This window comes from Pseudomonas sp. P7548 (assembly GCF_013386585.1).
Lineage (GTDB): Bacteria > Pseudomonadota > Gammaproteobacteria > Pseudomonadales > Pseudomonadaceae > Aquipseudomonas.
On the sequence record NZ_JACARO010000008.1, the window covers coordinates 151,865 to 175,199 of the forward strand.

A 23,335-nucleotide genomic window follows, 5' to 3' on the forward strand; every position below is an offset into this window, starting at 1 on the left:
AGGATCAATGGGCGTGTTCGGCCGAGCCTTTGCCCAGTTCGGACTTGAGGATGAAGCTGCCGACCGTGGCCACCTGTGTCCCGGCGTCGAGGCCCTGGCGCACTTCGACGTAACCGTTTTCGCTGACGCCTAGTTCCAGATGGCGGGTGATAAAACCGTCCGGGGTGCGCACGAACACCGAGGGTTTGTCCTCGACGGTCTGGATCGCGGCCTGCGGCACGGTGACTTTGGCCTGGTAGGTGTCGGTGGCCACTTGTACCGACACAAACAGGCCGGGGCGCCAGGCGTCATCGGGGTTGGGCACGGTCACGCGCACGGTGGCGGTGCGGGTTTGCTCACCGAGCAGGTTGCCGACATAGGCCACGGTGCCTTGCACCTCGGTGCCCATTTCCGTGGAGCTGACGGTCACCGGTTTGCCGACACGCACCTTGTTCAAGTCCTTGGGAAACACACCGAAGGTGACCCACACCTGAGACAGGTCCGAGAGGGTAAAGGCGTTGCTGGTTTCGCTGACCACCTCGCCCACGCCCAGGTGTTTTTCCACCACGGTGCCGGCGAACGGCGCACGCAATTCATAGCGATTGCCGCCCACCAACACCGCGCTGCCGCTGAGGGCGTTCATCTTCTGGCGCGCATTGTTCAGGGCGATTTCGGCTTCCTGCTGGGCCTGGCGCGCCAGCAGGTAATCCTGCTCGGCGGAGATTTTGTCCTGCCACAACTGACGCTCACGCTGCAAGGTGGTGCGGGCCAGTTCGACCCGACGTTCGCTGGCCGCCAACTCGCTGCGTTGGTCGGAAATCTGCTGGCTGGCGATCACTGCCAGCACCTCGCCCTTCTTTACCGACTGGCCAAGATTGACCTTCACCGACTCCACCACGCCCGCCGCACGGGGCACGATGTGCGAGGTACGGTCTTCGTCGAAACGCACTTCGCCGGGCAGCGTGAGCATCGTGCTGATCGCACGGGGCTGCGCCTGAGCAAGCTGAATGCCGGCCGCCTGGATCTGCTGTTCGGTGAGTTCAAGTGCGCCTTCTTCTTCGTCGGCCTTGGCAAAACCGGACAGCATCAGGCCGAGGGCGACGGCAAGCGCCACGCCATGTTTAGGGTTCATAGAGGACTCCAGAAAATCAAAACCGGGCGAGGTCGCCGTAGATTCGTTCGATGCGCACCCAGGCGTCGGTGGCCTGGGCGGTGGCCGCGAGGTATTGGGTGCGGGCTGCGATCAAGGTGCGCTGGGCGTCGAGCACGTCGAGGAAGTTGAACTTGCCCATCTCGAAGCCACGGGTGGCACTGTCCACCGCACGTTGCGCGGCGGGCAGGATCTGCTGGTTGAACGCACGCACTTCAGTGTTCGCGGTTTGCCACAGGTCCAGGGCCTGGCGGGTTTCGGTGCGCAGGCGAAGCTCGATGGCGTTGCGCAGGTCGCGGGCCTGGTCGGCACGACGGCTCGCCGCGAGTACGCTGCCCTGGTTGCGGTTGAACAACGGAATGGGCATCGACACGCCGATCAGGTTCACCCGCTCGCGCACACTGGCGTCGTATTGGCTACCGATGGACAGGTCGAGGTCAGGAATGCGCTGGGCTTTTTCCAGGCCGACGCTGGCTTCGCTTTGCACGATCTGCAGTTCGGCCAGGCGCAGTTCGGTGGTGTGTTCCAGGCGTGCCAGCAACTGGGCCGAGGCGGGCAACTGCGGTGCCACTTGGGTGGGCGCCGCAACAGCCTGGAAGTCGATGGCGGCGCTGCCGGTGCTGGCGGCCAGGCGACGATAGGCGTCGGAGAGACCGACCTCGGCGCGGTTCAGCTCCAGGCGTATTTCCGACAGTTGCACCTGAGCGCGGGTGGCTTCCACCGGCGACGATTTGCCTGCTGTCACACGCCCATTGGCGACCACCAGGCCGCGCTCGGCCAGGGCCAGCGAGCGCTGCGCCAGATCAAGGCGCTTCTGGGCGCGCAGGGCGCTGTAATAGCTGTCGATCACCTCGGCGCGCAGGCCGTTGCGCCGCTGCTCCAGGGTCAGCGCCGCCGCGTCCTGGGCCCGCGTCGCCACGTCGATACGCGCGCCACGCTTGCCGCCCAGTTCCAGGGTCTGGCTGAGCTTGAGGGTGGTGGTGCGGGTGTCGCGGCGGGTGTCTTCGGCATCCAGCGAAACCACCGGGTTGGGGATCAACCCCGCTTGCTGGCGACCGCCCCTGGCGATGTCGATTTCCCATTGCGCAGCCGCCAGGTCCGGGTTGTTGGCGAAGGCGGTTTGCAGGGCCGAGTCGAGGGTGAGGGTTTGTGCTTGGACGGCACTGGCGGCTGCCCATAAGGCCGCCGCCCCCAACAGTGTTCTAAGCAAAAGTGCCATAACGAGAGTTCCACGCCCATGAAATTGCTGAGGTTTCCCAGCGGGGGCACTGTAGCGTTCGGCACTTATCGCGGCGGTGGAGGAAAGATTACAAATCCGTCAGGCATGCACCTCGTCATGCTCATCGTGCTGGAACCCTTCGCCCTCGACCTGAATGGTGGCGTGGGAAATATCGAATTGTTCGTGCAGCAACTCCGTCACTCGACTGAGGATCTGTTGCTCGGAGCCTTGGGACGCATCGGCGACCAGGTGCGTGCTCAGCACATTCTTGCCGCTGGTCAGGGCCCAGATGTGCAAGTCGTGCACGTCCTTGACCCCCGGCACACTGCGAATGCGCTGCTCGACCTGATCGATATCCACGCCATCGGGCACACCCTGCAGCAGCACGTTCATGCTTTCCTTGAGCAACGTCCAGGTGCGTGGCAGCACCCAGAAACCAATGGCCGCCGCCACCAGAGAATCGACCCAGCCCCAACCGGTGAGCATGATCACCACCGCCGCGATGATCACGCCGATGGAGCCGAGCATGTCGCTCCACACCTCCAGGTAGGCGCCCTTGACGTTGAGGCTCTCGCCACTGGCAGCGCTGAGCAGGCGCATGGAGATCAGGTTGACGATCAGCCCCAGCACCGCAATCACCAGCATGCCGGTGGACTGGATCTCAGCCGGCGCCTGCAGCCGCTGGTAGGCCTCATACAGGATGTAGAACGCCACGGCGAACAGCAGCAACGCATTGAACGCCGCCGCCAGGATCTCGAAGCGCGCATAGCCGAAGGTGCGCTTGCGGTCGGCCGGGCGCTTGGCGACCTGAATGGCCACCAGGGAAATCGCCAGGGCCAGGGCGTCGGTCATCATGTGCGCCGCGTCGGACAACAGCGCCAGGCTGCCGGTGACGAAGGCACCGATCACTTCAGCGATCATGAAGCTGCCCGTCAGGCACAGGGCCATCCATAACTTGCGCTCGTGGCCGGCGCGTACCTGGGCGTGGTTGTGTCCTGCGCTCATGAAACGGTACTCCTGATTCGTTATGTAGGCGCCGGCTTGCCGGCGATAACGGTTTTGGGGATTGCGTCGACCTTGCGGGCGGCATCGCCGGCAAGCCGGCTCCTACAAAGATAGAGTCCTGACGCCCAAAAGTGGCATGCCTTGCGGATTTGTCATCCGGCCGCCAGTCCGGCGTTATTTTTGCCGCACCAAAATCGCACACGGGCGCTCTGCCACGGTTCTATCAGGTATGCTTTTCGTGCAGGAAACAAAAAGAAACAAATTAGCCAACCTGTTCGATAAGGAGTCCCGTTTTGGAGTTATCGACTGCCGCGTGGATGGTTCACGACACCCGCCTCATGTTTTGTGTACTGCTGGCCATCGCCAGCATCATCGTACTGATCAGCGCGACCAAGTTGCCGCCGTTCCTGTCGATCCTGATTGGCACCTTCATCGCCGGTGTCGGCGCCGGGCTGCCACCGGAAGAAGTCGCCAAGGCGTTCAGCAAGGGTGCCGGCGCGATCCTGGGTGAAGCCGGCATCATCATTGCCCTGGGCTCGATGCTCGGCGCCCTGATGGCAGAGTCCGGCGCCGCCGACCGCATCGCCACCACCCTGCTCGGCCTGGGCAAGGGCAAGTCATTGCCCTGGGTCATGGCGCTGGTGGCCATGGTGATCGGCTTGCCGCTGTTCTTCGAAGTCGGCCTGGTGATGATGGTGCCGATCATCTTCGTGATGGCTAATCGATCGAACCTGCCGCTGCTGAAAATCGCCATCCCGGCGCTGGCCGGCATGACCACCCTGCACGCCCTGATGCCGCCGCACCCAGGCCCGCTGATTGCGGTGGGTGCGCTGCATGCCGATTTGGGCCTGACCATGCTGCTGGGTTTCTGCCTGGCGGTGCCGGCGGTGATCCTGGCCGGCCCGATCTACGGCAACTGGTTGTCCAAGCGCCTGCATGTGGATGAACCCGCCGACATCGGCGCCCTGTTCAGCGCACCGCCTAAAGCACCGCGCCAGCCAAGCTTCGGCGTGTCGTTGCTGATTATTTTGTTGCCGGTGATCCTGATGCTCGGCAGCACCCTGGCCAAGGTCGCCATGTCACCGGAAAGCCCGGTGGCGCTGACCTTGAAGTTCCTCGGTGAACCGCTGATCGCCCTCGGCCTGGCCGTAATCGCCGCCGTGATCTGCCTGGGCTGGGCTGCCGGCATGCCGCGTGCCGAAGTCGGCAACACCCTGCGCAAGGCCCTCGCGCCAATCGCCGTGCTGCTGCTGACCATCGGCGCCGGTGGCGGCCTCAAGCAAACCTTGCTGGACGCGGGCGTCAGCCAGACCATCAGTAAAGTCGCCGAAGGTGCGCACATGCCGTACCTGCTGCTGGCCTGGCTGATCGCCGTGGCCTTGCGCCAGGCCACCGGCTCGGCCACCGTCGCCACCACCACGACGGCGGGCATCCTCGCGCCGATGATGGCGGGGCTGGCGGCGACGCAAAGCTCACTGGTGGCCCTGGCGATTGGCGCCGGCTCGGTGTTCTTCTGCCACGTCAACGACGCCGGGTTCTGGATGGTGCGCGAGTATTTCGGCCTGCAGTTAAAGCAAACGATCTGGGTGTGGTCGGTGTTGCAGACCATCGTTTCAGTCGTCGGCTTGATCGGTACGTTGTTGCTCTGGCATTTCCTGACCTGAGTCCTAGGCGGCCAAGGTGTGGCGCTTGCCAAACAGCGCCACACTCACCACGCCCACCGCCCCCATCACCACGCAATAGCCCACGCAGATCCACGGGCTGGTTGGCATCAGCGCGATCAGCAGCAGCGGCGTGGTGCTCGCCCACAGCGCGTAGGCAATGTTGTAGGTGAAGGAAATGCCGGACACCCGCACCTGCGCCGGGAACAGGCCGACCATCACCGACGGCACCGCGCCGACCACGCCGCAACTCAAGCCCGCCACGGCATACGCCGCGCCCAGCCAGACGCCACCGGCGATGAGGCTGGCGTACAACACGGCAATCCCCGCCGGTAGCAGCAGGCTGTAGACCAGCACCGCGCGCCAGGCGCCGATGCGGTCCACCAGCAGGCCGGCGAGCACGCAGCCGATGTTCAGGAACACGATGCCCAAGGCGCTCAAGGCGAAGGTGTGGCTGGGGCTCATGCCGAAGGTTTTCTGCATCATGGTCGGGGTGATGACCACCAGCACCACCACGGCGGAGGTGAGCACACAGGTGAGGATCATTGCCGGCAGCAGTACGGCGCGGTGGTCGCGCAGCACCGTGCGCAACGGCAGTTCGGCGGCGGCCTGGCGGCGGGCCTGCATGTCGAGGAACACCGGGGTTTCGCTGAGCCAGCGGCGCAGCCACACGCCGATCACGCCGAACACACCGCCGAGCAGGAAGGGGAAGCGCCAGGCGTAGTCGAGGATTTCGGCCGGGGTGAAAACTTGCGCCAGCAGCGTGGCGGTCAGTGCGCCGAGCAGGTAGCCAAAGGTCAGGCCGGCTTGCAGGAAGCCCAGGGCATAGCCGCGATGGTTTCTCGGCGCGTGTTCGGCGACGAAGGTCCAGGCGCTCGGCACTTCACCACCCACGGCGGCCCCTTGCAGCACGCGCAACGCCAGCAGGATCAATGGGGCGAAATAGCCGATTTGCGCGTAGGTTGGCATGACGCCAATCAGCAGGCAGGGCAGCGCCATCATCAGGATACTCAGGCTGAACACCCGTTTGCGCCCCAGGTGATCGGCGAAATGCGCCATCAGGATGCCGCCCAGCGGCCGCGCCAGGTAGCCGGTGACGAAGATGCCGAAGCTTTGCAGCAGGCGTAGCCACTCGGGCATTTCCGGCGGGAAGAACAGTTGGCTGAGGGTCAGCGCGAAGAACACGAAGATGATGAAGTCGTAGATTTCCAGGGCCCCGCCCAGGGCGGCCAGGCCCAGGGTTTTATAGTCGGAGCGGGAAAAACGCTGCGCCCGTGGGAAAGAGGTGGCAGTCATGACAAGGCTCGGCAGACAAACAAAATGGCGTGCAGGTTATGAGCTGGGCCGGGTGATGGCAATCACGACAGATATATTTGTTTTCCTCATTGATCGATGAAGATAACTGCATTCCCATATCAATGGCCGTAGCGGAACATGCCGTAAAACTGCCAACACCCATAATAAATACAAGAGGAATGACTCGTGGCCGATGCTATCGAAGAAAGCCGCTATGCCCGATTTGCCCTGCGTTGCTCCAACTTTGCCGAGCGCTGGTTTCCAGATTCCTGGGTGTTCGCCGCCCTCGCCGTGATTATTGTCGCCGTGGCGACCCTGGGCATGGGCGCTGCGCCGGCCGAAGCCGCCAAGGCCTTTGGCGACGGGTTCTGGAGCCTGATCCCGTTCACCATGCAGATGGCCTTTGTGGTGATCGGCGGTTACGTGGTCGCCAGCTCCCCGCCTGCGGAGAAGCTGATCGACCGCCTGGCGCGCATCCCCAAGAACGGCCGCTCGGCCGTGGCGTGGGTGGCGTTGATCTCCATGGTTGCGTCCCTGCTGAACTGGGGCCTGTCCCTGGTGTTTGGTGGTTTGCTGGTGCGTGCGCTGGCCCGTCGCACCGATTTGCGCATGGATTACCGTGCAGCGGGTGCCGCGGCCTACTTGGGTCTTGGTGCGGTTTGGGCGTTGGGACTGTCGTCGTCAGCCGCGCAACTGCAGGCCAACCCGGCCAGCCTGCCACCGTCGATTTTGTCGATTACCGGGGTGATCCCGTTCACCGACACCATCTTCCTGTGGCAATCGGGCGTGCTGCTGTTGGCACTCATCGTGGTCTCGCTGATCATCGCCTACGCCACCGCACCTGGGCCGAACAGCGCCCGTGATGCCAAGGCTTGCGGCGTCGACCCGGCGTTCAATCTGCCTAAGGTACAAGCGCCTACCCGCCCTGGCGAATGGCTGGAACACAGCCCGTTGCTGACCATCCTGCTGGCGTTGCTGGCGGCAGGTTGGTTGTTCCACGAGTTTTCGACCAAGCCGGCGATCAGCGCCATCTCGGGGCTCAACACCTACAACTTCCTGTTCATCATGGTCGGTGCGCTGCTGCACTGGCGCCCGCGCAGCTTCCTTGATGCCGTGGCGCGTGCGGTGCCGACCACCACGGGCGTGCTGATCCAGTTCCCGCTGTATGGCTCGATTGCGGCGCTGATGACCGTGGTCAAGGGCGGCGACGGCCAGACCCTGGCGCACCATATCTCGCTGTTCTTCACGTCCATCGCCTCCCACGACACCTATGCCTTGTTGATGGGCGTGTACTCGGCAGTGCTGGGCTTCTTTATCCCGTCGGGTGGCGGCAAGTGGATCATCGAAGCGCCTTACGTGATGCAGGTGGCCAATGACCTGCAATACCACCTGGGCTGGGCGGTGCAGATCTACAACGCTGCCGAGGCGCTGCCGAACCTGATCAACCCGTTCTATATGTTGCCGCTGCTGGGCGTACTGGGGTTGAAGGCGCGAGACCTGATCGGGTTCTCGTTTGTGCAGTTGCTGGTGCACACGCCGTTGGTGCTGTTCCTGTTGTGGGCACTTGGCACCACGTTGAAGTATTTGCCGCCCGTCATGCCATAACTCCCTTGTAGTGAGCGGGCTTGCCCCGCGCGGCGGCGTGTCAGGCGCATTGTGCTTATCTGATACACCGCCGCGCGGGGCGAGCCCGCTCACTACAAAGGGCGGGTGTTCGAATCGTTGTCTTCTTTCCGTCACATTGCGTTGTTACCGTCCTGCGAAATATCTTGCAACATCTCGCCAGCAAGGACTCCCAGCAATGAGTGATGAGCACGAAGACCGCCCTTCCCCCGATTCCGCAGACCCGGCGCCGGTTGACACCAGCCGCCGGCGTTTCCTGGGAGGCGCGGCAGTGCTGGGGGTCGGCGCCACCTTGAGTGCGTGCGGCAACACCAGCGAAGCACCGGGCAAGCCGGTGGCGCGACCGCTCACCCCGCAAGAGCTGGACAAGGCCCTGCACGACCAGGTGAAAACCGTGGTGGTGATCTACGCCGAAAACCGCAGTTTCAACAACCTGTTTGCTGACTTCCCCGGTGTCGAGAAGCCTCTGTCCGCCCTTTCTGCGGCCGACGTGCAACAACGCGACCGCGACGGCAGCCTGCTGACCACCCTGCCTCCGGCCTGGGGCGGTGTGCTGCAAGTCGGCCCGCAAACCGTGGACGGGGTGACCTACCCCAGCGAAGTGCAATTCCAGGAAAACCTGCCCAACGCGCCCTTCGCCCTCAAGGGCCCGAACGCCGAAGACCTGCCTTTGAGCCTGGTGACCCGCGACCTGTGGCACGTGTTCTATCAGAACCAGATGCAGATCAACGGCGGCAAGAACGACAACTTTGTCGCCTGGGCCGACTCCGGTGGCCTGGTGATGGGGTATTACGCCCAGAGTCGTTATTCCCTGCGCCTGTGGGATGTGGCCAAGGAGTTTGTGCTCTGCGATAACTTCTTCCAGGGCGCGTTTGGTGGCTCGTTCCTCAACCACCAGTACCTGATCAGCGCCACGGCACCGTTTTACCCGAATGCCGCGCAATCGGTGGCCAAGGCCCAGATCGCCACGCTGCAAAGTGATGACCCCACCGATCCGCGTCTCAAGCCTCTGGACAAATCCCCGGCCAGCGCCATGACCGGCCCGCCGCAGTTCGGCCCCAGCGCGCTGACCCCGGACGGCTACGGCGTGAACACCCTGGCCCCGCCCTACTGGCCGACCTGGATCCGCGACCCGGAAAACCCGGATTATTCCAAACCCGATCTGCCCAACGTGCTGGTGCCGCAAACCCACGAGCACATCGGCGACAAGCTGTCGAAAAAGAACGTCGACTGGGCGTGGTATGCAGGAGCCTGGCAGGCCACGCTGGACCAGTTCAAGGACTCGGGCGGTATCCCCAAGATCCCGAACTTCCAGTACCACCACCAGCCGTTCAACTACTTCAAGAAACAAGGGCCGGAAAACCGCGCCGAGCGAGACAAACGCCTGCGCGACGGTGGTTTGGGCGATGAGTCGAGCACCAACACGTTCTTCGCCGATGCCCAGGCCGGCAAGCTGCCCGCCGTCACGTTCTACAAGCCCCAAGGCAACCTGAACATGCACGCAGGCTATGCCGACGTAGCCTCGGGCGACCGCCATATCGCCCGTGCCTTGAAGGTGCTGCAGGAAAGCCCGCAGTGGAAAAACATGGTGGTGGTAGTGACCGTCGATGAAAACGGCGGCTGGTGGGACCATGTGGCACCGCCAAAAGGCGACCGATGGGGCCCGGGTACGCGGATTCCGGCACTGGTGGTGTCGCCATTTGCACGCAAGGGTACGGTGGACCACACGGTTTACGACACGGCGTCGATCCTGCGCCTGATCACCCGTGTGTTCCAACTGGAGACGTTGGACGGCCTCAAGCAGCGTGACGACGCCATGACCGCCCGTGGCCAGAAACCGATGGGCGATCTGACCAACGCGTTGCAGTTCACCCTGTAGGTTTTCTTATCCAATAGCGACACACCTGGCGATTTAGCACGCGATTTTCCTGGTCAACCGCTACTGTGTGCACGTGGGCTTTCACCCCGCGCAGACGGGCTTTCGCTGACAAGGAACCGACAATGTTTAAACCGACCAGGTTGTCCTTCACCCTGGCCGCACTGATGGCCAGTGCGGTCGTACAGGCCGACATCGAAGTGCCGCTGGGCAGCACGCAACGTGTGACCCAGCTGTTCGCTTTTCCCAATAACTGCAACGTGATCTGCTACCGCCCGTGGACGCTGGAGCAAACCGCCGAGCATTATTTGAACCAGAGCCTCCAGCGGGACGGCTACAGCCGGGCCAAAGTCAGTGTGAAGACCCATGACGGGCAGGTGTCGGCCACCTTCAGCGGCGTGCCCGACAACTACGGCCAACCGCTGACCACGCTGCTCAACACGGCCGACCTGGCCTACCAGGGCGCCAGCAAGCTCAACACAGACGGCAAATGGGCCTATAACTGGTACCTGTTCCTGCCGCTGGGCATGGCCCTGGAAAACCGCAAAAGCATCGAACTGCTGCACTTCCCGCCGGATTATTCGCTGACCCAGGCCCAGGATTACCTGGAATCGGCGACCACCGACCGTTGGGCCACCCTGCTCACCGACAACGGCATCCCGGCCACCGAAACGCCGGCGTACCAGACCATCATCGACATTGCCCCGATTGCCGCGCCGTCCAACGCCGGCAAGGACCTGGAGAACGTCTACAGCTACTTCACCGACTACCAGACGCGCATGGTCAAGGAGTTGAGCCTGCAACCCGGCGGCTCATTGCCGATGGTGGCGTTCGGCGCGCCGGTGCGCAGCTGGATCAAACAGCAATATGGCCAGACCGTGGGCGTGCTGGGCCTGGCGCAGATCAGCCCGGCAGCGGGCAAAACCGTGTCGGTGCTGGGCGCCAACCACCCCAGTTACATCTGGTACGCGGCCGACCCGGACACCTATGACGGTAACGAGCAAAAGGCCGATGAGGCCGGCTTGAAGGTGATGGGCCAGGACCTGAGCGCTGCTTGCTGGCAAGCCGGGATGGGACAGAAACCGGCGAGCGATCCGAACGTGTTGCTCAAGGCCTGCATGAACACCTGGCAGGTCACCCGCAAAGAGCAGACCTGCGAACTGTTCTACACCTCGGTACGCAACCTGTCGCCGGAGCGAGCCAATGCCCAATGCGCCACGCCCACCGTCAAGGCACAGCTCAAACAGTTGAAAAGCGCCGCGCCAGCCCCTTCCGTCACGGCCCCGGCGCTGTAAGACACACAGAAAAAAAACCAATTTCTACTGCCAGATTTGACAGTAGAAATTGGTTGTAACTTGAGCAAGTCTTGAAGTGCGCCCATTCGCTGCAAGACTGGCAGTCAGACACTCTCCGCAGGTCGATGCAGCCTATACAAGGAGAGTCATGAACACTAAAGCCAAGGACAAGGCTAAAAAAGCCACAAGCACTTACCTTTATCCCTTCAAGTTGCTACTGGCGGAGGGCTACCCCTCGACGGAGCACTTTGAAGTGATGCAAATGGCCAATGGCATGCAAACCGGCATCCGGACACGTGTCGCCGTTGACAGTCGCGTGTGCATCGCCAAGATCTCAGGTTATGCACTGAGCGAGCGACGCGTGCACACGTTGCGGTTATCCCCTCGCATCCACCTGTACGACTGTTGGTTCACTGGCCTGGTCATGCATTCCTGCAATCCGAACGTGTTCCTCGACTTGCATTACCTGGAAGCCTGGACCGTGCGTAACATCGAGGCCGGCGAACAACTGACCATGGATTACGCCACCACCGAGGACGTGCTGTTCCGGCAATTCGCCTGCCAGTGCGGCGAGCAGAACTGCCGGGGCTGGATCACCGGAAGCGAGGAAGCCCCGAACGCCGAAGGCAGGCAATGGTGCGAACGGAACCGGCCTTAAGCTTCGCCCAGCGGACGCAGGCGATATTGCGGCGGCAACTGCTCGAAACCACTGATGGTGGTGTTCAGGCTCTTCCAGCGACCGTCCTTGATGCCATAGATGCAGCCATGGATCGACAGGCTCTGCCCACGGTGCCAGGCGTTTTGCACAATGCTGGTGTGGCCGACGTTGGCCACTTGCTGAATCACATTCAGCTCGCACATGCGGTCGACGCGTTCTTCTTCGGTCGGCAACTGGGCCAACACATCGCGGTTTTCGTAGTAGAGGTCTCGAATGGTGCGCAGCCAACCGTCGATCAGGCCGAACTGGCGGTCCTGCATCGAGGCGCGTACGCCGCCGCAGCCGTAGTGGCCGGTGACGAGAATGTGTTTGACCTTGAGCACGTCCACCGCGTACTGGATCACCGACAGGCAGTTAAGGTCGGTGTGCAGCACCACGTTGGCCACGTTGCGGTGCACGAACAGATCACCCGGCAGCATGCCGACGATCTCGTTGGCCGGTACGCGGGCGTCGGAGCAGCCGATCCACAGGTATTCCGGGGTTTGCTGGCGGGCGAGCTTGGCGAAGAATTCGGGATCTTCCTGTTTGATCGCGTCCGCCCAGCGTTCGTTGTTATCAAGCAGGTCTTGTAGTTCGTTCATCAGGGAAAGCCTCAGGAATGATGCGCAGTTTTGTGACTGACAACCCCACGTCCAGGTCACGCCCTGCCGGTGAATAACAAGCGTGAATCCGCTTGAATCTTTGGGCCGTGCAGCCTGTCCACACACTATAAGCCCCACAGTATGAGGATTGGCCATGACTGAATCACGACGTCCCTACGGTGCCACACAGCCGGAACCCATCGATGACAATGAAGACCGCATGGGTTCGATGCGCGAGCTGGATTTTGATGAAGAAGAACCCACAGCAGAAATCGGCGATGAGATCCCTCGGCGTGAACGTGAACACCGGCTGCCCGACGAACGGGTGCGTGAGGCCGGGCTTACCGGCGCATCCACCGATGATCACGAGCCGACGGACGATGATTTGAGCCCGGAAACGCTGATCCATGAAGACGGTGCACGGGATGCCCGCGAGCCTGGCGAGGGTGACCAGGCAGACTGGGATTTGAGCATCGTCGGTGAAGATGAGATTGGCGGCGGGAATGGGTTGGATGAGGCGGAATTGGCAGATGTCGACCCGATAGACGGTAAACCTTGATACATAGATTTATCGTCGAGCGAACCCTGTGGGAGCTGGCTTGTCGGATCGCCGCATCGCTGCGAAGGCGGCGGTGAATGAAACACCGTCATCGCGGGCAAGCCCGGCTCCCACAGAGGCCGGTGTCCACATTGGAAATGTGTGGTTAATCGACCAGGGTGCAGGCCATGACAACCGCGTCTTCACGGCCGCCCACGGCGGGGTAGTAATCCCGGCGGCGGCCGATTTCGTTGAAACCGTAGCGCTCGTACAGGCGGAAAGCGCCAGTATTGCTGTCGCGCACTTCCAGGAAGCACTCCCGGGCACTGGCGGCATAGGCACGCGACATCAGGTGTTCCAGCAACGCCAGGCCAAGGCCACGGCCCTGGTTTTCGGGTTTGACGGTGATGTTCAGCAAATGTGCTTCGTCGAGGATGATCTGCACCACGCCGTGGCCCACCTGCTGCTCGCCTTCGAACATCAGCCAGATCTGGTATTTGCCCAGCCCATCGAGAAAGATCCCACGGGTCCAGGGGTGACTGAAGGCCGCGTATTCGATTTTCAGCACCGCGTCGAGGTCAGCCTCGGTCATCGGGCGAAAGGATAAAGCCTCACTCATCGGTTGTTTTCCAGCGCGCCATCAGCCGGCGCATGGCTTGCCAGACATCAGCCTTACGCTGTGGCTCTTCCATTAATAGTTCCAGGCCCGGCAGGGCCCATACCGAGCCCAGGCCTTCGACCTGCAGCTCGCGATACCAGGACTCGGCGTTGGCCTCGCCGGCAAAGCGCACGGCAGGCAGGCCGATCAGCCACAGGCACACGCAGGGTTCGTCCTCCAGGCGTGCCGACACAAAACCTTGCACAAAATCCCGTGCTGCCTCGGGGCCCTGGTCCATGTTGCCGCGTACCAGAAGCGGCCAGCGCACCGGGTCACCGACGATTTGCGGGCTGTCGGGCAGGCCGGCGGCGCGCAGCATGTCCTTGAGCAGCATGTAGGCCGGGTCGCGGGTCTGGAAGCGTTCACCGGTGGGCAGTTCCACCAGCAGCAGGCAGCGCCCGGCGCGCAGCAATTGCAGGGCAAAACGCGGCGGCGGCACGACAGGAGCCTTGACCACCGGGGCCGCCTCCTCGGCCACCACGGTCGCCTTGGCCGCCGTCGAAGGGCGTGGCACTTCGATCTTGGCGCGTTCCGCCACCGGACGTACGGGCGCAGGCGGCTTGGCCACCGCGACCGGCGCCGCCGCCTCCTCGCCCGACGCCTCGAGCGCCTCATAGGGCTCAAGCGCTTCCAGCAGCTCGGGCCGCGACGGCGCGGCAAACGGCAATTCGGTGCGGGGCAGCCAGTTGACCACCTGCATGGCGGTCAAGTAAGCGCGACGTCGGGACTCGATAAGCACAGCTCGGCCACTTGTGGATAACTAAAGAGCGGGGATTCTACCGCTGTTCGGCAACAATCGCCCACTGCGCACTGACCGGCTGTGGATAAATCCCCCGCCCGATGCAGTACAATCGCGACTTTTCATCGCCAACCAGCGGCCTTTCCCATGATCGAACCCAAGCGCGTCCTGCGCGCCCTCGCCGAACACTGGGCCTTACTTGAGCCACTGTGCGAACACTTCGACCAAGGCACCTTGAGCCTGGGCGAACTGCGCGCACAATTGGCCGCCCAACAACTGGACAGCACGCCACAGGACATAACCAGCCTGCTGGACGTGTGGATTCGCCTGGATATCCTGGTGCCTGTCGCCAAGAGCCCGAACCGTTTCGAGCTCAATGCGCAGATCCACGACTTCCTGGCCTATCTTCGCAAGGAGCACCGGCTTGGCCTGTGCCTGGAAATCGAAGCCTACCTGCGCCACCTTGAGCGCCTGGCCGGTTATATCCAGGACGCCTTCGACATCCGTGATGGCCACGACCTGGCCCGCCAGCTGCGCTTGCTCGACATGCGCGTGCGGGACGTGCTGAAAAAACTCGCCAACGACGAACAGGCCCTCGCCGCCGTGGCCGACCGGGCCAAGACCAGCGACCGGCAGATCCCGTTGCGCCAGCGTTACGCCGAGGTCCTGGCGACCTGGGACGAATACGTCGAACCAATGATCCAGCTGGTGAACGCCGACGGTGCCTTCGAGCAGGGCGTGCGCAAGGTGGAGAACGTGTTGCTGCGCCTGCTGACTGAGCAACAGCGCCTAGGCCATCTGGTGGACGACGACATGCTGCTGCGCACCCACGCGCGCATTCTCGAAATGCAGACCAGCGCCCAGCTGACCTTGCGCCATGCGCGGGAACTGCTGCTGCCCCTGCGTGAAGAGGCACGCCGCCACAACGCCGTGACCCGTGGCGCGGCGCTGGCCCTGTCGGCCATCCGCCGCAAAGGCCTGGACGCGGTGCCTCAGGCGGCCATGCCGATGTTCACCCGCCCGCAAAGCACCTTTCTGGGCAGCGCGAGCCAGGTGGAGGCTTATGTGTACGCGCTGGCGAACTTCGAACCGAAACCGGCAAAGTTTCCAAAAGCGCACAAGTCCTACAAAGGCGACGCCCAGCGCGCACCGCGCACGGTCAAGGAAATGCTCGAGCGCTGCGAAGAGGCACTGCCGATGCCGGACCTGATGACCTGGCTGCTGGAGCAGGAACCGAACGGCGCCACTGACGAATTGCTGTACTGGTTCTCGCGCCTGTCCCGCGAAAAACGCTTCAAGCGCGAACGCCTGGAACGCCGCGATTACCACACACACGAGCACCAGGTCAGCCTGCGCTCCTTCGCCCTGCTCCCGGCCGCTGTTGAAGCGACCGAGAATTCCGCGAGCACACCTCATGCATCTTGATCTTTCCGAACTGTCCCAGCTGGCGCCGATCTTTCGCGAGCTGTTCAAGGGTTACCACGTCAGCCGCCGCGACCCGGAGCTGTACGCGCAACTGTCGAACTTCCAAGACCAGTACCGCACGCTGTTCAAGGCCCTGGGCTTTGAGCTGGTGTGCGACACGCGCGGCTTCTACTATTTCGTGCCGGACACTGCCGTGGCCGCCGCACAGGTGAACAAGACCGCGCAACGCCTGGCGCTGTTCACCTTCATCATCGTCGAGCACCTGGCCGACCAGGGCCGCGACCCGATTGCCGTGCTCGACGGTGGCAGTCTGGGCCGCGATGAGTTGCCGTCGTTGCTGGAGAAGTACCGCGACCTGTTTATCCAGGCCGAAGTGCAGACCCAGGAAGAACTCGAAGAAAAGATCATGCGCCGCATGACCCAATTGGGCTTTGCCAGCGAAGACAACGGCGTGTACCGCTTCCTGCCGCCGATGCACCGCTTCCTCGACGTGTGTCTGTCGGTGCAGCAGGACCGCGACCTCGCGGCCAGCGTCCACAGCGTGTTGCCGTTGCCGGCACCGGTGATCATCGATGAAGACAGCGATGAAAAACTGCTGAAAACCGATGACCCGCTGGACCTGAGCGACTTTGCAGACGAGAGCGAAGAAGACGCCCTGGCCCGTGCCATTGCTGAAGAACAGGAGACCGACGCATGAGTAAGGAACGCTACGGCATCCGCCGCTTCGCCCTATTGAACACCGCCGGTTACAGCCTGGGCCTGTTCCCGCTGGAAGAACCGTTGTCGGTGTATGGCGCGAACAACCTGGGTAAATCCGCGTCGATCAACGCCTTGCAGTTCCCGATTTTGGCACGCATGTCGGACATGAGTTTCGGCAAGTACACCCTGGAACAATCGCGCCGGTTCTACTTTGCCAGCGACACCAGCTACATCCTTGTGGAAGTGTCCCTGCCCCACGGCCCGCACGTGATCGGTGTGGTCGGTCGCGGCCCGGGCGGCGGTTTCGGTCACCAGTTCTTTGCCTATGCCGGCAAGTTGGATCTGGCGCACTACCAGAAGAACGACACCTGCCTGCGCCAGAAGGAGCTGTTCACCAACCTTGAGCGCGAAGGTCTGAAAGCCTACGAACTCAAGCCCGATGAACTGCGCCGGTTGCTGGTGGGTGGCCACACGTCGATCCCACTGGACCTGACGTTGATTCCGCTGCGCTCCACCAGCGAGCAGAGCCTGAAGACCTTCCGCGCACTGTTTATCAACCTGCTGCACATGCGCGAAATCACCGCGGCCAAGCTCAAGCAGTTGTTCCTCGATGCGTTCGAACACAGCCTGCGTTCCGGCAGCGTGGACTACATCGCCGCGTGCGAAGAAGCCTTCCGTGATGTGCGACGCATGGAGCAGGACTACAACTCGCTGGTGGCCGCCGGGCCGCTGGTGGAAGCGCTGTCCAATGGGGTGAAACAGCGCGATGTTCTGCGCGGCAAACTGCATCGCCTGTCGCCGTTGCTGGATTCGTTGCTGGGCACTTGGTCGGACTACGCCAGTGCGCGCAAGGAAGAGCTGACCATCCAGGCCGAGCACTACCGTAACGAGCAGGACGCGCTGCAGAATGACCAGCGCGGCGGCACCCAGGAGCTGATGCGCCTGGAGCGGGAGATCAGTGGCATCCAGCGTTGGCTGGGCGAGCTGTCGGTGCTCAAGCATCGCTTTGCACTGGTCGATGACGTGAAGGTGCTGGAGCAGCAGTTGCTGGCGGCCAAGGATGCTCACGATGAACTGGCGGGCGCGTTGGCGCAGTCGCGGCAGTTCAGCGCCGAGGACTTGGACGAACGCTTGCGCGATCTGGAGAAGCGCCTGAAGTCGGTCAAGCAGCAGCTCGATCACGCGGACAACAACAGCTACGCCAAGCTGCGCGAAGAATTCTCACAGCAGGACGTCGAGCGTCTGATGCGCCTGTTCAACAGTTCGTTGTTCAGCCTGCCGTTGGGCGAGCATGGCATCACGCTGGACGAGGACGGCCTTTGGGTCAAATCCCTGGAGCAGATCCTCGATGGCTTCAAGGGTGAACGTTTTGAAGTGCCGGGGCTGTCCATCGACATCTCGCACATCGAGCCACCGGCATTGCAGGCCCTGGCGGACCGCGCAGCGTTGCGTGACCAGAAGGAGCGCCTGGAAAAAGAACTCAAGCAGCTCAAGACCCAGCAGGCGGTAGCCGCTGACCGCGCAGCGAGCAAGACCCAGACCGAAGCGTTGTACCAGCAGGTGCTGGATGCGCAGAAAGCGTTGGAAGACTTCCGCCGCGCACAAACCCTGAGCGCAGAGGAAGGCGAGAAACTCGAAAACCTGGCGCAGATGGAAGCGGCCCAGGATGAGTTGAAACGCTCCAGTGATGCGTTTACCGAGCGCGTCCAGCAACTGTCGGCCAAGCTGCAACTGGTGGGCCGCCAGATTGGCGATATGGAAGCCAAGCAGCGCACCCTGGATGACGCCTTGCGTCGTCGTCAGCTGCTACCGGCTGACTTGCCGTTTGGTACACCGTTCATGGACCCAGTCGACGACTCCATGGACAACCTGCTGCCGCTGCTCAATGACTATCAGGACAGCTGGCAAGGCTTGCTGCGCGCTGATGGCCAGATCGAAGCGCTGTATGCGCAAGTGCGCCTCAAGGGCGTGGCCAAGTTCGACAGTGAGGACGACGTTGAGCGTCGCCTGCAACTGCTGATCAACGCCTATGCGCACCGTACCGACGAAGCCCTGACCCTGGGCAAGGCACGCCGGGCGGCGGTCACCGATATCGCGCGGACCCTGCGCAATATCCGCAGCGACTACGACAGCCTTGAGCACCAACTGGCGTTGTTCAACCGCGAGATCAACAAGCGTCAGGTGTCCAACCTGCAGAGCTTCCGCATCGTGCTGGCGCCGAACAAGGAAGCCCTCAAGCACATCGACCAGATCATCCACAGTGCCGGCCAGTATGAGGAAGGCGAAACGCTGTCGGTGTTCGACCTCAGCCAGAGCGCCGAGCAGGACAACAAGAACGAAGAGGCCAAGGAATACCTGGCTCGCCTGGTGGCCGCCAACCATAACCAGTTGGGCCTCAAGGACTTGTTCGAACTGGCGTTCGAGATCACCAAGGTGCACGGCCAGCCGGTGATTCATACCGACATCGACGGTGCGGCGTCCAACGGCACCACCATGACCATCAAGGCGCTGACCAACATGTACTTGTTGCTGCACTTGATGGACCGCGACCAGGCGGGGCGCGTGCGCCTGCCGTACTACCTCGATGAAGCGGCGGACATCGACGAGAAGAACCAGGCGGCGTTGCTGGAAACCAGCCTGCAGTTGGGCTTTGTGCCGATCCTGGCGAGTGTGAAGCCGCAGGTGTCGGCGCAGGTGGCGATCGACTTGGAGGGCGGTAGCGGGCCGAACGGGATCTATATCGATGAGGCGGATTGGAAGTACATCCGTCGTCATGATGTGGTGAAGGCGACGGTGAATGTGCAGGCGGATGAGCCGGAGTTGGATGAGGTCTGATTTTTTCAGCTGAAATGCGAAAGGCCCCTGGATGAGAATCCAGGGGCCTTTTTTATTGCCTGTTCTGGCCTCTTCACGGGCAAGCCCGCTCCCACAGAGGTACGCATTCCAACTGTGGGAGCCGGGCTTGCCCGCGATGAAGGCGACGCGGTTTATTTGCCGAGTGGGATCTTGGGCGCCCAGGTCAGCCACTCATCCTCGAACTTATCGAACAGCGGGAAAGTTTGCTGCGGCCGTGCAGCGTTGCCCATGCGCTCGCCGTCTGGTGTCGCAAAGGCAATGCCACCGGCCACCAGGGTTTCGAGGGACTCGGTGCGCACCGTTGCGCCTTTGAACAGGCCGAAGTCGAGGCCGAAACCGCTGGTGTTCCAGAAACGGCTGCCACTGCGTACCAGCGGTGCGTATTTGGGTTCGATAAGGATGTGGATCAGCACGCGGTCGGCCGTCTGGCCCAACTCGTAACCGGTGACTTTGCCGACGGTCACTTCACGGTAGGTGACGGGAACGCCTTCCTTCAACGAACCACGACGTGCCGCGCTGAGCGTCAGGCTCAGGCCTTCTTCCTGGTGCACGGCTTCCGGTGGTTGGGCCAGCGCCACGAAGCTTTTTTGCGGCCCGGCGTTTTTGACGGCGGGCTGCACTTCGATGTATTGGCCGGTGACCAACGTTTCCAGGTTCGAGGTTTTCATCAGGCCCAATTCAGGCTTGACCACCCAGAACTGGCTGCCCGTGCGTGCAATGCGATCAGCCACTTGGGTAATGCGCGCGCTGAGCAGGACCGATTGCATGTCGGCACTCAGGTCGACATTCTCGATCTTGCCCACATCCAGCCCTTTGAAGCGGATCGGTGTGCCTGGGCGCAGGCCGTCGGCGCGATCAACCTTGATGGTCACTAGAGTGCCGTGTTGATTGGCCGCTTCGCGGTCGGCAAACAGACGGAAACGCGGAATGCGCTTTTTCAACGGCACGTTCGGCTCTGGGGTTTCAAAGGCGATACCACCAGCCATCAGGCTGGCCAGGGATTCACTTTTCACCTGAATGCCGCCGGTGAGGCCACCGGTCAGGGTGACGCCGCTGGCGTTCCAGAAACGCGTCGAGCCGTTGACCAGGTTTTCGTATTCCTTCTCGATGTGGACGCCGATCACCAGTTGCTTGTTCTTGCGCGAGAACTGGTAGCTCTGCACCGAACCGACCTTGACCTGTTTGTAGAGGATCGGGCTGCCCACATCCAGGGAACCGAGGTTGTCGGTGAACAGCACCATGTGCAGGCCTGGCGAGCGCAGGTCCAACGGTGGCGCTTTGGCGCGGGCGACGAATTCGCGCTGGGGCGCGCTGCCTTTGTCGCCGGGGCGGATAGCGATGTAGTTACCTTTGACCAAGGCTTCCAGGCCGGTGATGCCGGCCAGGGAGATCGACGGTTTGACCACCCAGAACTGGGTGTCTTGTACCAGGTAGTCTTCTGCCAATGGGTCGAGCGTCAGCTCGGCGTTGGCGCTGGACAGGTCCGGGTCGATCTTCAGGGTTTTCAGGCTACCAACCTGGATGCCTTTGTACATGACCGGTGTGCGCCCGGCTTGCAGGCCTTCGAAGTCGGTGAGCTTGACCTTGACCTTGATGCCCGCTGCGGCGGCGTCGAAGTCTTCATACAGGCGGAACGGCAGGCTTGGGTCGGTGGGCGGGCTGTCCTTGCGGTTTTCCGGTGTGGCGAAGGCGATGCCGCCGGCGACAATGCTGGACAGGGATTCGCTGCGCACTTTTACGCCGGAGAGGTTGGCGTCGATGCTGATGCCGCTGGCGTTCCAGAAACGGGTGTGTTTGCGCACCAGGCTGGCGTAGGTCGGCTCGATGTAGACCTTGATCTCGACGGTGCTCTGGTCTTCGGACAGCAGGTAGCTTTTGACCTGGCCAACCTGGATCTGCTTGTAGAACACCGGGCTGCCGCGGTTCAGGGAGCCGAGGCGGTCGGCCTTGATCGTCAGGTGCAGGCCGGGCTTGGCATCGGACAACGGCGGCTCTTCGGAGAGCGCCTTGAATTTGCGTGTGGGCTCACCATCGCCAGGGCTGGCGGCGATGTAGTTACCTGAGACCAGGGTTTCCAGGCCGGTGATACCGGCGAGGCTGACGCTCGGTTTGACCAGCCAGAAGCGAGTGTTGGTCTTGAGGTATTGTTCGACGTCCTTGTTCATCTCGATGGTGGCAATCACCCCGCGATTGTTGCCCTCGTCGTCCAGGGCCAAGGCCTTGACCTTGCCCACCGGCATGCCTTTGTAGACCACTTCGGTCTTGTTGACCTGGATGCCTTCGCCGCTTTCAAAGCGAACCTGGATTTCGATGCCCTGCTGGGTATAGGCACGCCATCCCAGCCAGCCGCCGATAATCAACGCAATCAGGGGCAGGACCCAAATGGCCGACCAGTTGGAGGCCGGGCGGGTTTTAGCTTTTGGCAAATCACTCATGGTCGTCGTCCGACTCCGTGTTATCCCAAATCAGTCGGGGATCAAAAGTTACTGCGGCAAGCATCGTCAAGATCACCACACTGGCGAACGCGGCAGCGCCGAGGTTGGCCTCGACACTGGCAAGTCGCCCAAAGTTTACAACCGCCACCAGGATGGCGATCACGAAGATATCCAGCATGGACCAGCGGCCTATGAACTCGATAAAACGGTACATCACAATACGTTGTTGCGCAGACAGCGGTTGATGGCGCTGCACCGAGAACAGTAGCAGACCGATGCCCACCAGCTTGAACGTCGGCACCAGGATGCTGGCGATAAACACCACGGCAGCGATGGGGAACATGCCATGCTGCATCAACTGGATCACCCCGGCCATGATCGTACTGGGGTCACCCTGACCGAGCGAGTTGATGGTCATGATCGGTAACAGGTTGGCAGGAATGTACAAGATGGCCGCGGTAATCAGCAGCGCCCAGGTACGAGTGAGACTGTTGGGACGGCGGGCATGGATCAACGCACCGCAGCGGGTGCAGATCTGCTCATCGCTGTCGGGGTCCTGTTTGTTCAACTCGTGGCATTCGGTACAAATCAGAATGCCTGCATCAATCGCCCGCATGTTCGTCCTCTCCTGATAGGGCTTCCCAGATCTGGTGGGGCGACATCACCACCTCAAGCAACACCTGAACCATCAATAGGCTGACAAAGCAGGCCAGCCCAAGGCCAATCGTGATGGCGGCCATGTCGGCGAGTTTTACGATCGCCACCAGCACGCCCATCAAGTAGACCTCCAACATCCCCCAATCCTTCATGTGGTGGTAGATGCGGTACAGCAGCAGCCCATAGCTGCGGCCGATGTTCCAGCGAATGCTGAGCAACACGGCTAATTGGCACAACAGCTTGAGCAAGGGGATCCCCATGCTGCACAGGAATACCACGACGGAGACACCTTGCATGCCTGTGTCGAACAGACCGACGACGCCGCTCCATACCGTGTCCTCGGACGTCTGCCCAAGTAAGTTGAGCTGCATGATGGGTAAAAAGTTCGCAGGAATGAACAACAGCAACGCGGCGATCACCAGCGCGAGGCTGCGTTCAACGACGTTGTGACGGTGGGCGTAGAGCTCGTAACCGCATCGCGGGCATTGGGCCTTTTCGCCGAGGGCGAGCGCTGGTTTGCGCATCAGCAGATCGCACTCATGGCATGCCACCAGGTCGTCCAGTGGTAAATCCGACACCTCGAGGGCATCAACCGGATCGGGCATAAGTAGGGCTCAGACTCTAAAAAAGGTTAGGTGGCTATTCTAGTGGTCTGGTTCAGAAATAACTGTGCAAATTTGTCGGGGGATGTGGAGTGATCCGGTTTTCGACCGCCCAAAACAAAACCCCATCTGCTCTCGCAAATGGGGTTTTGGAATTTAATCTTGACGATGACCTACTCTCACATGGGGAAACCCCACACTACCATCGGCGATGCATCGTTTCACTACTGAGTTCGGGATGGGATCAGGTGGTTCCAATGCTCTATGGTCGTCAAGAAATTCGGGTACTGAATCGTGACCGGCTGGCCTCGCTTCAGCAAATT

The 23,335-nt window shown here is 61.9% G+C and carries 19 protein-coding genes and 1 rRNA gene; 9 read left to right on the top strand and 11 right to left on the bottom strand.

Features of this window, described 5'->3' with window-relative positions:
- Positions 1–4 precede the first annotated feature (4 nt).
- The 3 genes from HX803_RS04520 to HX803_RS04530 form a co-directional block, all read right to left on the bottom strand.
- Positions 5–1,111 carry an efflux RND transporter periplasmic adaptor subunit gene (locus HX803_RS04520; protein ID WP_178919266.1) on the bottom strand — a complete coding sequence of 369 codons (1,107 nt, stop codon included), beginning with the start codon at positions 1,109–1,111 and terminating at the stop codon, positions 5–7.
- A gap of 16 nt (positions 1,112–1,127) precedes the next feature.
- The gene (locus HX803_RS04525) at positions 1,128–2,348 is read right to left on the bottom strand and encodes a TolC family protein (RefSeq protein ID WP_178919268.1); all 1,221 of its coding nucleotides are present in this window, start codon (positions 2,346–2,348) and stop codon (positions 1,128–1,130) included.
- Positions 2,349–2,447: 99 nt separating this feature from the next.
- On the bottom strand, positions 2,448–3,353 hold the full coding sequence (locus HX803_RS04530) for a cation diffusion facilitator family transporter (RefSeq protein WP_178919270.1): 906 nt from the start codon (positions 3,351–3,353) through the stop codon (positions 2,448–2,450).
- A gap of 293 nt (positions 3,354–3,646) precedes the next feature.
- Between HX803_RS04530 and HX803_RS04535 the strand changes: the two genes are divergently transcribed.
- Positions 3,647–5,017, top strand: coding sequence for a gluconate:H+ symporter (locus tag HX803_RS04535; protein ID WP_178919272.1), 1,371 nt, complete (start codon positions 3,647–3,649; stop codon positions 5,015–5,017).
- Positions 5,018–5,020: 3 nt separating this feature from the next.
- On the opposite strand, the gene HX803_RS04540 is transcribed toward HX803_RS04535, so the two are convergent.
- A complete protein-coding gene (locus HX803_RS04540) occupies positions 5,021–6,310 on the bottom strand; it encodes an MFS transporter (RefSeq protein ID WP_178919274.1) in 1,290 nt (429 codons plus the stop codon).
- 186 nt (positions 6,311–6,496) lie between these two features.
- On the opposite strand from HX803_RS04540, the gene HX803_RS04545 reads away from it, so the two are divergent.
- From HX803_RS04545 to HX803_RS04560, 4 genes are all read left to right on the top strand, one after another.
- Positions 6,497–7,915: a TIGR00366 family protein gene (locus HX803_RS04545; protein ID WP_178919276.1), complete on the top strand. Its 1,419-nt coding sequence runs from the start codon at positions 6,497–6,499 to the stop codon at positions 7,913–7,915.
- Positions 7,916–8,111: 196 nt separating this feature from the next.
- A complete protein-coding gene (gene acpA, locus HX803_RS04550; protein WP_178919278.1) occupies positions 8,112–9,812 on the top strand; it encodes an acid phosphatase in 1,701 nt (566 codons plus the stop codon).
- 122 nt (positions 9,813–9,934) lie between these two features.
- Positions 9,935–11,104 (top strand): hypothetical protein, encoded by a 1,170-nt coding sequence (locus tag HX803_RS04555; protein ID WP_178919280.1) that lies wholly within the window; start codon positions 9,935–9,937, stop codon positions 11,102–11,104.
- A gap of 148 nt (positions 11,105–11,252) precedes the next feature.
- Positions 11,253–11,762 carry an SET domain-containing protein-lysine N-methyltransferase gene (locus HX803_RS04560; protein ID WP_178919282.1) on the top strand — a complete coding sequence of 170 codons (510 nt, stop codon included), beginning with the start codon at positions 11,253–11,255 and terminating at the stop codon, positions 11,760–11,762.
- Here the strand turns inward: HX803_RS04560 and can are convergent.
- Positions 11,759–12,403: a carbonate dehydratase gene (gene can / locus HX803_RS04565; RefSeq protein ID WP_003188288.1), complete on the bottom strand. Its 645-nt coding sequence runs from the start codon at positions 12,401–12,403 to the stop codon at positions 11,759–11,761. The two genes, HX803_RS04560 and can, sit on opposite strands and share 4 nt — an antisense overlap.
- Positions 12,404–12,557: 154 nt before the next feature.
- Between can and HX803_RS04570 the strand changes: the two genes are divergently transcribed.
- On the top strand, positions 12,558–12,962 hold the full coding sequence (locus tag HX803_RS04570) for a serine kinase/phosphatase (protein ID WP_178919284.1): 405 nt from the start codon (positions 12,558–12,560) through the stop codon (positions 12,960–12,962).
- A 145-nt stretch (positions 12,963–13,107) separates the two neighbouring features.
- On the opposite strand, the gene rimI is transcribed toward HX803_RS04570, so the two are convergent.
- Together rimI and HX803_RS04580 are read right to left on the bottom strand one after the other, a co-directional pair.
- On the bottom strand, positions 13,108–13,560 hold the full coding sequence (gene rimI / locus HX803_RS04575; RefSeq protein WP_005784514.1) for a ribosomal protein S18-alanine N-acetyltransferase: 453 nt from the start codon (positions 13,558–13,560) through the stop codon (positions 13,108–13,110).
- Positions 13,553–14,299 carry an energy transducer TonB gene (locus HX803_RS04580; protein ID WP_178919305.1) on the bottom strand — a complete coding sequence of 249 codons (747 nt, stop codon included), beginning with the start codon at positions 14,297–14,299 and terminating at the stop codon, positions 13,553–13,555. Before HX803_RS04580 ends, rimI begins: the two co-directional genes overlap by 8 nt.
- A 186-nt stretch (positions 14,300–14,485) precedes the next feature.
- On the opposite strand from HX803_RS04580, the gene mksB reads away from it, so the two are divergent.
- From mksB to mksF, 3 genes are read left to right on the top strand one after another with little or no spacing between them, the layout of a single operon-like run.
- Positions 14,486–15,763 carry an Mks condensin complex protein MksB gene (gene mksB, locus HX803_RS04585; protein ID WP_178919285.1) on the top strand — a complete coding sequence of 426 codons (1,278 nt, stop codon included), beginning with the start codon at positions 14,486–14,488 and terminating at the stop codon, positions 15,761–15,763.
- Positions 15,753–16,460, top strand: coding sequence for an Mks condensin complex protein MksE (gene mksE, locus HX803_RS04590; protein WP_135290752.1), 708 nt, complete (start codon positions 15,753–15,755; stop codon positions 16,458–16,460). Before mksB ends, mksE begins: the two co-directional genes overlap by 11 nt.
- Positions 16,457–19,297 carry an Mks condensin complex protein MksF gene (mksF, locus tag HX803_RS04595; RefSeq protein ID WP_178919287.1) on the top strand — a complete coding sequence of 947 codons (2,841 nt, stop codon included), beginning with the start codon at positions 16,457–16,459 and terminating at the stop codon, positions 19,295–19,297. Before mksE ends, mksF begins: the two co-directional genes overlap by 4 nt.
- A 152-nt stretch (positions 19,298–19,449) precedes the next feature.
- On the opposite strand, the gene HX803_RS04600 is transcribed toward mksF, so the two are convergent.
- From HX803_RS04600 to rrf, 4 genes are all read right to left on the bottom strand, one after another.
- The gene (locus HX803_RS04600) at positions 19,450–21,753 is read right to left on the bottom strand and encodes a PqiB family protein (RefSeq protein ID WP_178919289.1); all 2,304 of its coding nucleotides are present in this window, start codon (positions 21,751–21,753) and stop codon (positions 19,450–19,452) included.
- On the bottom strand, positions 21,746–22,369 hold the full coding sequence (locus tag HX803_RS04605) for a paraquat-inducible protein A (RefSeq protein ID WP_178919291.1): 624 nt from the start codon (positions 22,367–22,369) through the stop codon (positions 21,746–21,748). Before HX803_RS04605 ends, HX803_RS04600 begins: the two co-directional genes overlap by 8 nt.
- Entirely contained in the window at positions 22,356–23,015 is a 660-nt protein-coding gene (locus HX803_RS04610) for a paraquat-inducible protein A (RefSeq protein WP_178919293.1), read from the bottom strand. The genes HX803_RS04605 and HX803_RS04610 overlap by 14 nt, the downstream gene beginning before the upstream one ends.
- Before the next feature lie 157 nt (positions 23,016–23,172).
- Positions 23,173–23,288 (bottom strand): 5S ribosomal RNA (gene rrf / locus HX803_RS04615).
- Positions 23,289–23,335: the final 47 nt, after the last annotated feature.